13 protein-coding genes are annotated in these 16,435 nt (G+C 44.3%); 10 read left to right on the forward strand and 3 right to left on the reverse strand.

Going from position 1 to position 16,435, the window contains the following annotated elements; translation table 11 throughout:
- Positions 1-2,837, reverse strand: a 2,837-nt coding sequence (locus QUA99_RS11810; protein WP_333343395.1) for a DUF4347 domain-containing protein, incomplete at its 3' end; no start/stop codon positions are given.
- Positions 2,838-3,369: 532 nt separating this feature from the next.
- Between QUA99_RS11810 and mtnA the strand changes: the two genes are divergently transcribed.
- The 3 genes from mtnA to QUA99_RS11825 are packed head-to-tail and all read left to right on the forward strand — an operon-like array spanning position 3,370 to position 5,818.
- Positions 3,370-4,431, forward strand: a complete 1,062-nt coding sequence (mtnA, locus tag QUA99_RS11815; RefSeq protein WP_333235015.1) for an S-methyl-5-thioribose-1-phosphate isomerase — start codon at positions 3,370-3,372, stop codon at positions 4,429-4,431.
- Positions 4,432-4,435: 4 nt separating this feature from the next.
- On the forward strand, positions 4,436-4,957 hold the full coding sequence (locus tag QUA99_RS11820) for a type IV pilin-like G/H family protein (protein WP_333235016.1): 522 nt from the start codon (positions 4,436-4,438) through the stop codon (positions 4,955-4,957).
- 3 nt (positions 4,958-4,960) lie between these two features.
- Positions 4,961-5,818 (forward strand): rhodanese-like domain-containing protein, encoded by an 858-nt coding sequence (locus QUA99_RS11825; RefSeq protein ID WP_333235017.1) that lies wholly within the window; start codon positions 4,961-4,963, stop codon positions 5,816-5,818.
- 118 nt (positions 5,819-5,936) lie between these two features.
- Here QUA99_RS11825 and QUA99_RS11830 read toward each other — a convergent pair whose 3' ends face one another.
- Positions 5,937-6,284 (reverse strand): hypothetical protein, encoded by a 348-nt coding sequence (locus tag QUA99_RS11830; RefSeq protein WP_333189233.1) that lies wholly within the window; start codon positions 6,282-6,284, stop codon positions 5,937-5,939.
- Positions 6,285-6,525: 241 nt separating this feature from the next.
- On the opposite strand from QUA99_RS11830, the gene QUA99_RS11835 reads away from it, so the two are divergent.
- Positions 6,526-7,485: a cation diffusion facilitator family transporter gene (locus QUA99_RS11835; RefSeq protein WP_333235018.1), complete on the forward strand. Its 960-nt coding sequence runs from the start codon at positions 6,526-6,528 to the stop codon at positions 7,483-7,485.
- Between the two features lie 204 nt (positions 7,486-7,689).
- On the opposite strand, the gene QUA99_RS11840 is transcribed toward QUA99_RS11835, so the two are convergent.
- Positions 7,690-9,096, reverse strand: a complete 1,407-nt coding sequence (locus QUA99_RS11840) for a TIGR03985 family CRISPR-associated protein (RefSeq protein ID WP_333235019.1) — start codon at positions 9,094-9,096, stop codon at positions 7,690-7,692.
- 112 nt (positions 9,097-9,208) lie between these two features.
- On the opposite strand from QUA99_RS11840, the gene QUA99_RS11845 reads away from it, so the two are divergent.
- Genes QUA99_RS11845 through csx19 form a run of 6 tightly spaced genes read left to right on the forward strand, consistent with a single transcriptional unit; the run spans position 9,209 to position 16,434 of the window.
- Entirely contained in the window at positions 9,209-10,468 is a 1,260-nt protein-coding gene (locus tag QUA99_RS11845) for a DUF1887 domain-containing protein (RefSeq protein ID WP_333235020.1), read from the forward strand.
- Positions 10,465-12,171: a Cas10/Cmr2 second palm domain-containing protein gene (locus QUA99_RS11850; RefSeq protein ID WP_333235021.1), complete on the forward strand. Its 1,707-nt coding sequence runs from the start codon at positions 10,465-10,467 to the stop codon at positions 12,169-12,171. The genes QUA99_RS11845 and QUA99_RS11850 overlap by 4 nt, the downstream gene beginning before the upstream one ends.
- Positions 12,134-12,820, forward strand: coding sequence for an RAMP superfamily CRISPR-associated protein (locus tag QUA99_RS11855; protein ID WP_333235022.1), 687 nt, complete (start codon positions 12,134-12,136; stop codon positions 12,818-12,820). The genes QUA99_RS11850 and QUA99_RS11855 overlap by 38 nt, the downstream gene beginning before the upstream one ends.
- Positions 12,817-14,382: a CRISPR-associated protein Csx10 gene (locus QUA99_RS11860; protein ID WP_333235023.1), complete on the forward strand. Its 1,566-nt coding sequence runs from the start codon at positions 12,817-12,819 to the stop codon at positions 14,380-14,382. The genes QUA99_RS11855 and QUA99_RS11860 overlap by 4 nt, the downstream gene beginning before the upstream one ends.
- Positions 14,382-15,854 carry an RAMP superfamily CRISPR-associated protein gene (locus tag QUA99_RS11865; RefSeq protein ID WP_333235024.1) on the forward strand — a complete coding sequence of 491 codons (1,473 nt, stop codon included), beginning with the start codon at positions 14,382-14,384 and terminating at the stop codon, positions 15,852-15,854. Before QUA99_RS11860 ends, QUA99_RS11865 begins: the two co-directional genes overlap by 1 nt.
- Positions 15,847-16,434, forward strand: coding sequence for a type III-D CRISPR-associated protein Csx19 (gene csx19, locus QUA99_RS11870; protein ID WP_333235025.1), 588 nt, complete (start codon positions 15,847-15,849; stop codon positions 16,432-16,434). The genes QUA99_RS11865 and csx19 overlap by 8 nt, the downstream gene beginning before the upstream one ends.
- The last annotated feature ends 1 nt before the right edge of the window (position 16,435 follow it).

Genomic DNA, 16,435 nt, shown 5'->3' on the forward strand with positions numbered 1-16,435 from the left:
GCACCGAGGATGCCGTCACCGTTGGTGTCTAGGAAAACAGTCACTCCGGCGACGCCAAGTTCTCCGGCAGCTTGAGTACCGTTGCCGTCAGTGTCGTTGAATTTGATGCCGGTGATGCTGCCGAGTACAGCGGGTATTGCTTGGTTGCCGAAATTCACTGTAGCAGGAGTAGTTTGACCCGCAGCCAGCGTTACTGCAACTGGGTTGGGAGTTGTTGGCTGGCTGTTGGCCGGTACAACTTCCCGGACGCTGTAAGTACCAGCAGGCAAGTTGGGGAAAGTGAAGCTGCCGTTGGCGGCGGTAGTTGTGGAAGTTTCGCCGGCACCGAGGATGCCGTCACCGTTGGTGTCTAGGAAAACAGTCACTCCGGCGACGCCAAGTTCTCCGGCAGCTTGAGTGCCGTTGCCGTCAATGTCGTTGAATTTGATGCCGGTGATGGTACTCAGCGGCACGACAACGGGAACAGGCTGTGCGGAAAATTCAGAAGTGTTGCCGGCGGCGTCGGTTGCTGTCGCGGTGATTAATTGGCCTGCGGTGACTGCTGCTGGGAAAGTTTGATTGAAAGCAGCGTTGCCCGTGGCATCAGTAGTTACCGGGACAGAAGCGATGAAGGTTTGACCTTGGGTGCCGGGGGAAGTGTTGGCGAAAAATTGGAGCGTGAAGTTGGTATTGGGGGTGCTGTTGTAAGTTCCCGCGACGGTGACGTTGCCAGCACTGGCGGTAGCGGTGGTGAGTACGGGGGTGTTTTGGAGGTTGTTTGCACCAGTGTCTGCGTCGCCCGCATCGTTGGCGGTGATGCCGTTGTTGCCGAGGTCGATGCCTAGGCCGGCGTTGGCGAATATCGAGTTGTTTTGGATGCTGTTGCCGGTGCCGGAATTAACTGTGACCCCAGCTATAGCGTTATTGGCTATTGTATTCCCCAGGCCAGGTGCTGTGCCGCCGATCGCATTATTGGAAGAGTCAACCAATACCCCAGGAGCGTTATTCGCCACTGCGGTAGTGCCGTCGGTTCCGACGCCGATGAAGTTTCCCCGCACAAAGTTACCTGTAGCTCCGGCATTAATGATGACACCGCTACTGCTATTGCCAGAAATGACGTTGCGCTCGCCTGCCGTCGAGTCCCCGCCAATTGTATTGTTGGTGGCATTCGCAGTGATGGCAACGCCAAAACCGCCGTTGGCGATGGCTGCCGTACCTGCGGTATTGGTGCCGATGAAATTGCCCCGCACACTGTTCCCTGTGGCACCGACACCCGAGATGCTGATGCCACTGCCAACATTGCCAGAAATAATGTTCCGAACCGCTGCTGTATTGCCACCGATCGTATTGTTGAGCCCATTGTCTATGACGACGCCAGCACCGTTGCTCAAGGTTGTTCCAGCGGCATTGAGGCCGATGAAATTGGCTTGGACAGCGTTGCTGCTGCTATTGTCAACAATGCTGATGCCGCTGTTAGCATTACCGGAAATGACGTTGCCAGCACCTGTTGCACTACCGCCAATCGTATTATTGTTTGCGCTTCCCTGGAGAGCTACGCCCACACTATTTGCAACTGCATTGTTACCGCTGACATCTGTGCCGATGTAGTTGCCTAGGAGTTGGTTGTTGATGGCTGCCGTGCCAGCAATGACTGCCCCAGTACCGTTACCGGAAATAATATTGCGGGCAGCAGCCGTGCTGCCCCCAACTATATTGTTAGCTGCCTCTTGGATAACTACTCCGGCACCGATGTTGGCTACTGCAGCCGTGCCCGCTGCATTAGTGCCGATGAAGTTGCCCTGTACAGAGTTGCTCCCGCCAGCAATGATGACACCGAAAGTAGTATTGCCGGAAATGACATTGCGATCGCCCGGGTTAAGCCCGCCAATTATGTTACCGGTCGCACCGGACTGAATAACGAGGCCAAATACGCCGTTGGGCCTGGGCAGAGTGCCGGTGGCATCAAGACCGATGTAATTGCCAGATACTGTGTTCCCATTGCTTTCAACGGAGATGCCGGCGTTGGTGAAGCCATTGATGATTAATCCCCGCACCGTGCTGCCACCGCTACCAGCAGCAAAGATCAGACCGTTTCCAACAGTATTGTTGCCAGATAGCTCGATAAGTGGGATGCCTGCAAATCCAGCCTGCAAGGTAGCGTTGATGATTACGGGAGCGGTAATAGGTGGCAAGAGCGAGAGGGGCGCGATCGTCTGCGGGCCTGTACCAATGGCAAAGTTAATATTGTGCGGCGGTGCGGCCGCTGCATTGGCATCCGTAATCGCTTGTCGCAGCGAACCCGGCCCGGCATCGTTGGTATTAGTAACAGTGAATATCGCCAAGGTGTGCGCGTAATTTGCCATCACCTCCGGCTCGATCGCCAATCCTGTTTTAATCGCTCCTGTCGCGTATTCAAGTACCCAGTTTCCGCCTTTTTTGGCACTCCCCGTAATATCTGCTGAAGCGGCAATATTAGCTTTTGTTAACTTGCTCAGCTTTTGTACAAAAGCTTCTCCTTTTTTACCTGCTGCTATGTTGCAACCATAAAGCAGAATTTCAAATCGATTTTGAACTGAGTTGACAGATGACGAAAACCACCGTTTCAAACAGCCGCGATATGTTTCTAAATTGTCAGAATTTAGGCTAGTTGGCCCTAGCTGCAAACTTCCCGATTCCCCGTGAGAAATAATGTGAACGCTTTCTATACCTTTGCGGCTCTGCAATGCTTCGGCAATTTGTTCGATGCCATCCCGCGTGCGATCGACTAAAATTACCTCCATCCCCGCTTTAACACCGACCGCCAGACTTTGCCAATCTTCAACTGCTGAATCTACGAAGACTATGTGTAGGTTTTTCATAATTACTGTTGCCCCATGCACCTAAGTAGGTTTTCAAAATGTTGTTTCCGTGCGATGATAGTCGCTACTTCAATCCACCACAAATACGGCTACCACAAAACTCGCCTGCAACTCAGTAAAAGTTGTACAGACAAAGCTTTACAATTATCTATTTTTGTGCTTCTTGTAAATCTGTTGGAGCTGGAAAGTTGCTCGATCGCACTTTTTCATTCTCAACTTAAAAAAAACAGACCCCAGGTACACCTAGCTTGTTCCCGATTACGGAAATTTTTCAAAAAATGTAAGTATAATTTACACAACTTAATGTTCGGTTTTTTACTAAGTACACTTTGGTGAAAAAGAATCCAACTCTGTATAAGTTCCAAACCCAGAGAGTGGTAGGTATTCAGCCATTCTTCAATCTCCAATCTCCAGTCTCGAACCTCAAACCGCAGGGCTGGGATTTTGGCAAATTCAGCGTGTCCCTCATAACATAGAGGAATAGTCGCCTTCATGGCATTATAGAAACTTGTCTCTCACATAATTGAAATAGATGACCGCTCAAAACTCCCCTGTTTCCCCCGTCACTTGGATAGAAGACAGAGTTCTGCTAATTGACCAAAACCGATTGCCGAAAGAATACGGTGTAGTCGAAATTAGCCGCTGCGAAGATATGGCTGAGGCGATTAAAACTATGATAGTCCGAGGTGCTCCGGCGATCGGGGTAGCAGCAGCTTACGGGATGTATTTGGGGGCGCGAGACATCGAAACTGGCGATCGCACCGAGTTTTTAACTAAACTAGAACAAGTTGGCGAGTTATTGCGATCGACTCGTCCCACTGCGGTTAATTTGTTTTGGGCAATATCGCGAATGCTCAAAACAGCCGAGAGAACTAGCGGTTCTGTCGAACAAGTGCAAAAAACTTTGTTAGAAATGGCCAAAACCATTCAAGCAGAAGACTTGCAAACTTGTAAAGATATCGGCGACAAAGGTTTAGAAGTTCTGCCAGCTACACCCGAAAAACTAAACTTACTAACTCACTGCAATGCAGGTGCCTTAGCAACAGCCGGCTACGGAACTGCTTTAGGTGTATTTCGTTCTGCTTGGCGAGAAGGAAGACTCGGAAGAGTTTTTGCAGACGAAACTCGGCCCCGTCTCCAAGGTGCAAAACTGACCACTTGGGAATGCGTCCAAGAAGGAATTCCCGTGACATTAATAGCAGACAATATGGCCGCTCACTGCATGAAACTCGGCATGATTCACGCAGTAGTTGTCGGTGCAGACAGAATCGCTGCTAACGGCGACGCTGCTAATAAAATTGGCACTTACAGTTTAGCAATTGTTGCCAAAGCTCACAACGTCCCGTTTTTTGTCGCCGCTCCTCTGTCAACAATTGATTTTGAACTTTCCGACGGCAGCAAAATCCCCATTGAAGAACGCGATCCAGTTGAAATGTATCAAGTTGGAACTACGCGAATTTGTCCTGTGGGAGTCGAATTTTACAATCCCGCTTTTGACGTAACTCCGGCGGAGTTAATATCGGGAATAATCACAGAACACGGCACGGTTGCTCCTGGGGCATTGAAACAGTTTCAGGCAAAACAATTAGTTTGATTGTATGTTCCTCAACCGCTCATTCCACCTGTTGCCTGTGAAATTAAGCAGGATTTATAGCAGCCGCAACTGGCAGCTCAAAGTTGCACTCGCAGTTCTAACTCTGCCAGTTGTTTTGAGTCCAGTCTCGGAAGCTCAAGTCTCACCAACGCTTAAACCTCAAGAATCGCAAGCGAAAAATTTTGTGGGTTCGATGAATAAAGCCCAGCAAGTTTACTATGCTGAAAAAGCAGGCTTTACAAGTTCTGTTTCCAATCTATTGGTTTATATGGGTCTCCAAATTAAACCTAACGCAGCTAATTACAGCTACTCGATCGGCATGGTGAAAAAAGGTGCTGTATTTAACTACGGAGTATCGAAGCAAGCTAATCTCAAAAGTTTTGTGGGGGGAGTCTTTTTGGTGGGAAACAAGACCCAAACAATCTTGTGTCTAAATGTTGCTCCTGGCAAGACTAAACCAGCTAATCCAACTAATACCAAAGGGGTTTTAGCCTGCGGTGCTAATACAGCAAAAGTTGCTCCATAAAATATGTCTAATTTACTGGGTAATTTAGCAAATAACTGGATAGTAAATGCAGATTTAGCTAAGAAATTGCTGGAACAAGAAGCTACATTACTAGATGCTCGCGCACCTATTTTAAAGTGGTTTTGCCGTCTCCCACCAGCTATTCCGGTAACTTGGCAGGAATTTTCGCGATCGGACTTTCCCCAAAAGGGAAAAATTATTGAAAATAACACAGTTTTAACTCAAAAACTGCAAGCAATTGGTATTTATCAAGACAAACCTGTGATAGTGGTTGCCGATTCTGTGAAAGGGTGGGGCGAAGACGGGCGAATTGTTTGGATGTTGCGGACTTTGGGACACGAAAAGGCAGTTTTTGTCGATGGAGGATATCGGGCTTTAATCAAAGCTGGAATTAATCGAGTAAAAGCTGCACACAATCCACCGAAAACAGGAGATTTTGTAGTATCTCGCCGCTCGAATTGGGAAATTCAGCGGGATGAATTGACAGCTATTTTAGGAGATGAGAATTTAGTAGTTATCGACGCCAGAGAACCGCGAGAATATGCAGGTAAAACACCTTATGGAGAAAAGCGGGGCGGTCACATTATCGGGGCGGTTCACCTCTACTACAAACAGTTAACGGACAAACAGGGACAACTGCTGAGTCGCCGGGAAATTGTCGCTATTTTGCAGCAAAAAGGAGTTTTGCAGTCAACTCAAATTGTGAGTTATTGCTCCGGTGGAATTCGCTCTGCATGGTTGACTTCAGTGTTGACAAATGTGGGATTTTGTGCTAAGAATTATGCAGGTTCAATGTGGGAATGGTCGGCGTCGCCTGCAGATAGTTATCCTCTTTCAATAAGCCTTTCAGGGGCGGGCTAGGAGCAACGGCCCACAAGAAAATTTAATGTTTGTAGAACAGGCCGGAAAGCCTGTTCTTGAGAATGGTATCTGAACTCAGATTCAACCTATTAACTACAAACGATCGAGGTTGAGAATCTCAACCGACTTGTTCGATATACTGAGCGAGATCGTCGCGCAGGCGGCTGAGTTCGGCTTCGGTGGTCACGCGCACGCGATCGTCCCGAACCGTAATCAGCACTTTTGCAGCAAAAGGAGTTGGCCAGATATTCGGGTTGCAGAAAACTTCCAAAAATACATCTCCTGCATACCGGTATTCCATCGGTTTTTGGGGAGAAGCTTTAGCGCCAGCGGTTTTGGCGGCTACAGCTTTCAAGCTTTCCATCAAAGCTGCAATTTCGTTTTGCAAATCCCGGGCGGCTTGCGGGGAAAAGCTAAAGGAGACAGAACCTTCGACTAAATTCAGTGTCAGCGGAGAAAGAGACATGGGCAATGAAATTTAACATACAATTGTTAATGATAAAATATACAATAACCTAAAAGAAGTACCTGCCAGCTAAATTGGGATGTGAAACTGGTATTAATTAAAACTTATCTCAAGAAGCTAGCCTAAATTAATGAATATAAATCCAGTCGCAAGCTAGATTCCGCAAGAGTTTTAACCTGTTATGACTTGATAAGCTTTAAACTAGAAACCAGAAAACTTGACGGCTGAGCGAGGAGATTTTATGGTTGCCGATAACCGTTCCGAAGTCCGCAAGGTTTTAATAATTACTTTATTGCTAAATTTGCTGGTGATGGCAATAAAAGCAGCCGTGGGATGGCTGACTGGTTCCCTCAGTTTGTTGGCAGATGCTTTGCACAGCGTCACGGACAGCGCTAATAATATTTTAGGATTGGTAACTAATCATTATGCCAATCCGCAGCCCGATCGCGATCATCCCTACGGACACCAGAAATTTGACGCTCTCGGAGCTCTGGGAATTGCTGTTTTTCTGGGAATTGCCTGTTTTGAAATTCTCAGCGGCGCTGTCGAAAGGCTGATTAACGGGGGTAAAGTTGTCAAAATATCCCCAAATGAACTGTGGATTTTGCTGATTGTACTGGGGATTAATATTTTTGTCACTTTTTATGAGCGCACAGTTGGCCAACGTCTTGGTAGCGCGATTTTAGTGGCTGACGCTCAGCACACGATGAGCGATGTTTGGGTGACAATTATGGTCATCGGCGGGTTGATTGGTGTTTGGCAAGGAGAGGTTTTAAACATACCTCAACTGCAATTCCTGGACGTGTTTTTGTCTTTTCCTGTGGCTGTTTTGGTGTTTAGCAGCGGTTGGAAAGTTTTAAGGGAAAATCTGCCTTGGTTGGTGGATGAAATGGCGATCGCACCGGAGGTTATTCACGCGATCGCAATGGATGTGCCCGGCGTTGTTAATTGTCACTCGATCGCCTCTCGTGGCGTTGTAGGGCGTCAAGTATTTATTGATATGCACATGATTGTGGATGCTGTCGATGTAGAAACAGCTCACCGGATTACAGAAGAAGTAGAAGCCCGTTTGGAAGAACGTTTCAGCCCTGTACGCATCTTAATTCACGTTGAGCCGCCAGCTTACGAGTCCGACCAAATTAGCTACGATTCTGAAGAAAAGGAAGAAGGAAAGAGGAAGCAGGAAGGAGGAAAAATGTAGGCTGTATCCCCAGCAAACAGCAGGTTGAGGGATGAAGGAGGAAGGCGGTTTTTGCGATCGCAATTCCTCCAATTTTTTAAATGCTATCAAGGGAATTAGAGCGATCGCACTTAATTTAGTGCTAGTTTTCCACAGGAAAATGGGGTTTTTCCACAGAAATCAGCAAGTTTTCCACAATAGCTTTGATAATTATCGAGCACAAGACTATTGGTACAAGTTCCGAGTTTTTTGGATTTCTACGGCCATTTTCTGTCGCAAGTCCCAAGGTAGCAGAATTTCGACTTCTGAACCTAAAGCGCGCAACCACCTCAGCGGGTAGTAGTCTGTCTCTCGGTAAGTGACTTGGTAGTAAGCATCGTCGGTTGGGCGAGACTGGAGGATTTGTAAAAGTGCTTCTCGCTGTTCTGGGTTGGGAGTATATTGTTTGATTAATGTGGCGGCGCGATCGATATCTATGGCGGTAAAAGTATTATGGATGCTGATTCCTTGAAGGTAGGAGCGAGCAAAAGTGCGATCGAACCGCAATACCATTAGCGCAGTTTCTTTATAAAAATCGCAGCCCCAAGCTTCTTTTAACATATCGTTAACTGTTTTGGGAGTTGGCAGGTTATTTTCCTGATATTTTTCCTTGAGTAATTGGGGAACCCGAGCATCTTGCCAATCCAAGGATTCTAGACGTTTTGAAATAATGCGATCGAGCCGATATTTGTACCAATTAATTTCATCTCTGGGAGTGCTGCCGTAGGCACACAAATATTTAGCTCGATCCATAAAGTAAATACAAACAGGATAAACAACGCACTCCTTAATTTGATTTTGATGAGCGCTGCGATAAGTTAATAGCAAAGGAGCGATGTTGCCCGACTCCCAAATTTCCTGCAATTCGCTCTGAAATTGATCTACAGCATCTTCGAGGATACTGGATTCTGGCACTAAATAATCAACATACAAAAAAACGCGATGATTATTTTCATCTCCTGCTGCTAAAACTTGTTCTGCCAACAAAGGCAAACTCGGATCGAGAAAACTAAACATATCCAGATAAATCTGTGCTTTAAAACTCAAAGTGCTATCCGTATTAGAGTCTTTCGATCTATCGAACATTGACGGTATTGTTTCTACTCGGCGATAACTCTTACTTCTGCCAGGAGTATCAGTGACTCGTTGCAGCCAATTCCGACTCACCAGCAAATCGAAATCATTTTGCAGAGATTTGCGAACTTGAGCAAATAACTTTTCTGCCAATACCTCGTCTAAATCGAGTTCGGAAATTGCAATCTGTTTTTGTAAAGAGTGTCGCCACTCGTTTACAGACACGTCCTCTTTAATCAACCACTGTTTCGTTGTTTTGTTGCAAGCACAATTTTGCTCTGGATAGTTGGCAATATCTTCTTGCTTTTCATCTTTGTAATTCTCGCCAAAGAAAGCTGCGCGCCAATCAGCATAGGTAAAAGAATTAGCAAGGGCATTATATCCTTCGTCGCTGTAAAGCCAACTTAACAAAACCCATAACCTGATGGCGCGGGTCAGATTTTGCATTTGGTCGATCGAGCCGTTGGCTAACTGCTGTAAAATTTTGGGGTTGGGGGGATCGCGAAAGGTTGCGCTCATGGTGGTTTGGTGAATTTATGTTTTTTATAGCTTAAGGGCGATCGGAAGGGGGTGTTTCCGATAGTATGCAATAATTGGCGTACAAGTTGAGCAAGACGGAGAGACAGGCTTTATGAGTACATCTGAGTTCGACAAGTACAAAGTTGACCACCTGTTTTTGCTGATTGGCGAGAACCCTTTGCCTAATTATGTGGCGGCGAATCTTTTGTTGAAACAGGGAGGTACGCTCTATCTTGTGCACACAACTGGTACATATAATCAAGCCAAGCGTCTAGCAAAAATCTTGGGTGAGGAAGGTGTGAAAACAATTGAACTGTTGTCACTTCAGCATTACGAATCCGATGCTCATCACATTAAAGAGACAATTCGCCCCAGACTAGACAAAATCACAGAGGGAAAAATTGGGCTGAATTATACTGGCGGTACGAAAGCGATGGCTGTACACGCTTACAGAACTGTTTTCAGCAAAAAGTCTCCTGATACTGTTTTTAGCTATCTCGATCCGCGTAGATTAGAGATGTGCATAGATAGAGAATCTCTCCCTCGCATTCCTCTTAAAGTTAAACCAGATTTGTTAGAAGTAAAACTGAATAAGCTTTTTCAAATTCACGACTTAAAGTTAGAGAAGATCCCCACAAAAGACGCACAATCACCTAAATTAGCAGATGCACTCGCCCAAGTATTTAAAGATAAAAATACATCGAAGCATTGGTTTGATTGGTACTGCGGTGTTTTCTGTGAAGAGGCTCGTAAAAAGAGAAATGGTAAGTGGGGTGATTGGAAAAGCAAGTCTGACTTAGCGGGATTATCGATATCTCTCGCAAAAGCACCGCCAGAAATCATTACATACCTTAAACAAGAAAACTTAGTTACACCGGATGATAAACTCTCATTGCAAGCAGTACAGCAACAAGGATGTTTTCCGGCAATCCAAGATTTTTGTAAATACCTGGATGGTTTGTGGTTGGAACATTATGTTTTGCAGCAACTCACTAAGATTGCTAATAGCAACTCTATAAAAGACTACGGAACTGACTTTAAAATACCTTTGCCAGGGACTGAAGGTGGATTTCAATTTGATGTTGCTTTTACCCGTGGTTATCAGCTTTTTGCTATTTCTGTATCAACAACCAGCGATAGAAAATTATGTAAAGGAAAGCTGTTTGAAGCATACCTTAGAGCAAGGCAAATGGGAGGTGACGAGGCGAGAGTAGCTTTAATTTGTTGTACTGATGAACCAGATTCACTGAGATCTGAGATAGCTGTCTCCATCGATGACAAAAAGATTGCCGTGTTTGGACGTGACGATCTAATGGATTTAGCGAGCAGGATTGCAGAATGGATTCAACAAAATGATAATGATGCAAAATGAAAAATTTTACTGTTACTGTACTAGACACAACGGGAATTCAACCCTATATTTTCGGTAGTAACCGCTTGCGCGAAAATATTGGTGCATCTTACCTAGTTTCTCAGGCAACAGATGAGTGGGCTAGAGAAGCTTTACATACCTTCGCGCGCAAAGATATAAATCGAAAAGTTTACGCTTTCAATCCTAAAGATCCTGAAAAACATCAACCGGATGCCAAACCACGTATTGAAGATGATGGACTAGCTGCTGAATTAGTTTATGCAGGTGGTGGCAATACAATCTTGCTGTTTTCTGACAAGCAATATGCGGTGGAATTTACTCAAATTTTGAGCAAGCGAATCTTAGAAGAAGCACCAGGAATTAATCTTGTAGCTGTTCATGAAGAGTTTGATTGGGATAGTCAATCTTTATATGATGTGGTTCAGAATTTGATGAAAAATGACTTGGATGCAAAAAAACGCAGCAGGATACCTTCTGCACCATTGCTAGGTTTGGGTGTGACAGCGACTTGTCGATCGACTCAGTTAATTGCTGTAGGTGAAAGTGAAAAATTTGAAGATGACGAACCCTACTTAATTTCTAGAGAAATCCAGAAAAAACTGGACGCTGTTCGTTTAGCAAACCGTCAACTTCGACAAGAATTACTCAACACTACTTCAGAAATTTACGAATTTCCATTCAAAACTGACTACATGGGTCGTTCAGAAGGAGATTCCAGCTATGTTGCGGTGATTCATGCTGATGGTAATGGTATGGGTAAACGCTTTCAAAAATTTGGCGAAAATCTGTCTAACCGCAACTACATTATCGCCATGCGTACACTTTCCCACAGTGTTAATCAAGCTGGAATCAATGCACTAAAAAAAGTGGTAGAGGTACTGGTTAATTCCCTTGATGGAGATACAGATGGGAAGAGAAAGGTAAAGGGACATTTTGAAATAAGAGATAATTACTTACCATTCCGTCCTCTCGTTTATGGTGGTGATGATGTCACCTTTGTTTGTGATGGACGCTTAGGGCTAGAATTGGCTGCAATTTATCTTAAAGCACTTGAAAACCAGCCCATTGCCGATGGTCAGCCTATCAAGGCTTGTGCTGGAATTTGTGTTGTTAAAACTCACTATCCCTTTGCAAGAGCTTATCAACTAAGCGAAGACTTGTGCCGAAAAGCTAAGAGCTTTGTTAAAGATGAAAGGAAAGAATATGGTAAAGAAGATTTCTCAGCTTTGGATTGGCATTTGGCAGCGAGTGGCTTAATTGGGTCAATTTCTGAAATTCGCGATCGCGAATATCGGGTAAAATTTCCTGATTGCGAGAAAGCTGCCTCATTAGAAATGCGACCTATCAGTTTAAAAAAAGAAATCGATAGCGATTGGCGTACTTGGCAAGGTTTCACGAAAGTAGTCAAGCACTTAAATGAAGATGAAGATTGGAAAGGTCGTCGAAATAAGGTGATTGCCTTACGAGATGTACTCCGTCAAGGAATTGAAGCAACTCAGAAGTTTCTCAAAAACTACAGAATAAAAGATGAGCAATTACCTCTTTTTCCAGAATTTAGCGGTCAAAGTAGAGATTTAGCCGAGAAAGGTTGGCTAAATGGAGTTTGTGGTTACTTTGATGCCATTGAAGCGATGGACTTTTATATCTCACTGAGGGAAGAATCAGATGCCGATTTACAGACTGAAAATAAAACTGCTGAGTGATACAACTTTTGGACGGGGAGATGGAGTCGCAGGTTTAATTGACCAAGAAGTCGAACACGATCCTTTTGGTTTTCCATACTTGCGGGGACGCACCCTCAAGGGATTGCTGAGTGAAGAAGGCGATAATTTAATTGCAATGTTGACTAATCATAAACAGGATTGGGAAACAGTTGCTTGCAAGCTGTTTGGTACGTTGGGCAGTACCATAGGGACAATGGGTACAGTTCATGTAGGTGATGCTTGTTTGCCAGAGGATTTACGTCAAGCTGTTGGTCATCAGATTCAACAAGAAAAGGAACAAGAGAAAAGATTAACAGAAAAAGATGTACTTTACTCTCTAACAACTATCCGTCGTCAAACTGCAATAGACCCACAAGCGGGTACATCGGATGAAGGGAGTTTGCGTTCATTTCGTGTAGTTTTACGCGACTTTTCCTTCACGGCTGACTTAATTTTTGAGAAGATGCCAAGTGATGAAATGCTATCGCTTTTAGCAGTTGGTGCGTTGGCACTCCGACGCTTGGGTAGCGGGAGAAATCGAGGTCGCGGTCACGTGCAATGTACGTTACATGATGATGCAGACGGTAATGACATCACCCATCACTATGCAAACCATTTTGGAAGAGAAATTAAGGAGAAAGTTGTATGAAAGCAATTACTTTAACATTACAAACTCAGCAACCAGTTCTTGCTACTTCATTTCAAGGCGATCCCAACAGTGATGTTTCCTATTCATACGTTCCTGGTAGCATGATTCGCGGGGCAATGATTGGGCGTTACATGAGGCAGCATCAGTTGTCTGAACTTGATTTAACTAATGCAGAAGTGAAGCGATTGTTCTTCGATGCCAACTGTACGCGCTACTTAAATGCTTATCTTTTGAGTTACGAAAAGCAACCGCAACGCACTCTTCCCCTGCCTTTATGTTGGTTCAAGGATAAGGATGAAGAACTTAAGGAGGATTCGCCTATAACTGTCTATGATTTCAGTATTGAGAGAGGAGACTATCCAGAAACTCCAAAGTCTGTTGGTGAATACTTCTGGAGAAAGGAACGGGGAGTTTTCAAACTATACAAAGAAAAGCGGCGGATTAATATTCATAATTTTCGCGATCGCAAAAAAGGACGCTCTACAGACAATCAAGGTGAACTCTTCCGCTACGATGCCTTAGATGCGGGACAAACATTTCAATCAGTCATCCTCTGCGAAGATGGAGACGCGATCGCAATTCAGATGTTATTAGTCACCGAACCAAACATCTGGTTAGGCGGTTCTCAAAGTGCCGGATACGGACATACCAAGATTATCGACTTAAAAATTCTCGATCGTTGGGATGAAATTGGAATTCCAGCAGAAGATCGTGAAAATGATGAAAATTTAAGCATTATACTTTTCAGTGATACACTTTTAAGGAATGAATGCGGTCAGCCTGTAGCCGCTCCAATGTTAATTAAACAAGCTGTCGAGGAAGTGTTAAATATTTCATTACCTGAACCTAGCAATATTTTTGCAGGTAGCACTTTAATTGGTGGATTTAACCGTAAATGGGGATTGCCTTTACCTCAAGTACCAGCATTGGCAGCAGGAACTGCGATCGTTTTTGAAGGTATTGAGATTAATGAATCACAAATTCAACAACTTGAAGCTCAGGGAATTGGAGAGAGAAGAGAAGATGGTTTTGGTCGAATTGCTGTCAATTGTCAGAAAAAAGAACATTTTCAAGCCAGTTTACCAAAATCATCGGATACATCTAGTTTGCCTCCCTTAAAAAAAGAAGGTTCGCATCTTTTGGCTGAACAGATGGCACAAAGATTGTTAGAACAAAAGCTAGAACAATATCTTCAAAAAGAGGTTGGACGTTTAAGCTTGGATGAAGGCATCACTAACAGCCAACTGTCACGACTACAATCTGTTGCACGACAAGGACTTCCCAATGGCGATTGTAGTTTAGTTATCTCGCTGCTCAACAATTTACCATCGAATGCTAAGAGTCAGTTCGATCGCACAAAAATTGGCGATAAATCATTCAGACAACAGCTAGATGAGTGGTTGAGCAACCCGACGGATTGGATTAATGCTATAAAAGTGAAAATTTCTGATATTGAGCGCAGGTTTGATGACGATCGCGCTAGACAAGATAAGCTAGCTGAAAAGTACACGCTGCGGCTGATTATGGCGGTAGCGAAGAAGGCAACTAAGGAGAAAAACTGATGAGTCAAGAACGTCTCAACCGCCATCAGCATCCGATCGCCAAACGCATCATTGTACGGGGTACGTTAATCTTAGATACGCCGACTTGCTTGGGAAGCGGTGACGCAGAGAGTCCAACAGATATCGCATTGCTCAGAGATAGCGTGAGCGACTGTGCGCTTTTAACTGGTGCATCCATTGCAGGTGCTTTGCGAAACTACTTGCGGGAGTACCAACACGGATATGGTGTAGAGGAACAAAAGGGCGATCGGGCTACTCGCTTATTTGGTGGTACTCGTCGCGATCCTGATGGCGAACAAAGTCCATTAATTATCAATGATTCTATCAGCAGCACTATCCCGACTGTGGAATTAAGAGATGGTGTAGAAATTGAACTCACAACTGGCACAGCCAAACCAGGTCATAAATATGACTTGGAACTGTTAGCGGCAGGAACAGAATTTACACTTTCCTTTGAATTGCTCATAGAAAAAAATAAAGCTCAGACAGAACAGCAAGCATTAATTAATGATTTAGCATTGGCTTTACGAGGTTTAGAGCAGTATGAAACCGGCATTGGCATGAAAAAGCGGCGCGGTTTTGGTCGCTGTCATGTAAAAGAGTGGCAGGTTTGGAATTTTAACTTAGAATATGCCAGCGATCGCACTTCCTGGTTAAATTTTGAACATTGGCATACAGGTTTATTTGCCGATCGCGAAACTTATTCATCAATTGCTACAGCTCTGGGAGTATCATTAGAGAATGAGAATGATAAGCGCGATCGCTTCCTCATCCACGCCGAATTCAAATTACTCGGTTCTCTCCTCATCCGTTCCGGTCAAGATTCAACTGGACGTGCTCCCGATGTTGTACACTTGAAATCTCATCGACCAGATCAATCAGACTCAGTACCAGTATTATCCGGTACGAGTTTAGCTGGAGTATTGCGCCATCGAGCCGAGCGTATTGTTAACACATTGGGCGGTAATTCAACACTTGTGAAAGATTTATTTGGTTTTGTTGAAGAGAAGGAAGCCAAATCAAGTCGTTTAGTCGTTCACGAGAAAGTTATTGAAAAGGCAAATGAATTAGTACAAAATCGGATTGCGATCGATCGTTTTACAGGAGGTGCATATCACGGCGCATTATTTGACGAACAACCTATCTTTGGTGGTGATGAAACCATTGTCACTATTGAACTAGAGTTACGGAAGCCTGAAAAGCATGAAATTGGATTACTGTTACTTTTGCTGAAAGATTTGTGGACAAGCGATTTACCTGTGGGAGGTGAAAGCAGTATTGGACGGGGGAGGTTAAAGGGAAAAAATGCCACATTGACTTGGTATCAAGGGGGGCGAGAAAATGAGTTAAAGCGTGAAGAAAAATGGACGATCTCTCAAAAAGATGAAAGCCAAGCTCTAGAGGTGAGCGATCCTCATAGATTACAAAAATTTGTTGATGAATTAGTTGACGAGGTAAAAAGCAATGAATAAACCTGATTGCAAACCAATCGAAGATGCTCAAGATATTATTGATAATCCCTCTCTGTGCAATTGGTTACAAGCTAAGGCAAAGGAGTATCAATTACAATACTTATTAGCTCACGCTGATGATGGTGTCATTTGGGGTAAATTTAGAGGTAATGACAACAAGTTGGTGACATCAGGAGATGACGATGTATTTCCCAAATTAGCTCAATTGCGTCTTTGCACCCTCCAACAATGTCGAATCTTTGGTAAAAAAGCTGAGGTTATGCTGTGGAAAGTTGGTCAAAACTGGAAAGCACGTTCGATTGAAGATGGACATCTTTCAAAAAAAGATGATTATATTTACGAAGAGCAAATTCTTTTGGGAACTCAGTCGGAAGGGAAACCCAAACAGGATTTTACTTTAGTTTCAGATGGTTCACAAGGTCTAAAACACGCTGTCCCTTTAATTAATATTTCATGTAGCCAAGACACAAAGAATCTATATCGTCCGATTCGTTTACTCGTGCATCACTATATCGACTATGATGATAGTGGGGTGGCGAAAATTTATCTCAGTCGATTAGTTCATTTACGAGGAACCTAAT

Source organism: Microcoleus sp. F10-B2 (assembly GCF_036704965.1).
GTDB lineage: Bacteria > Cyanobacteriota > Cyanobacteriia > Cyanobacteriales > Microcoleaceae > Microcoleus.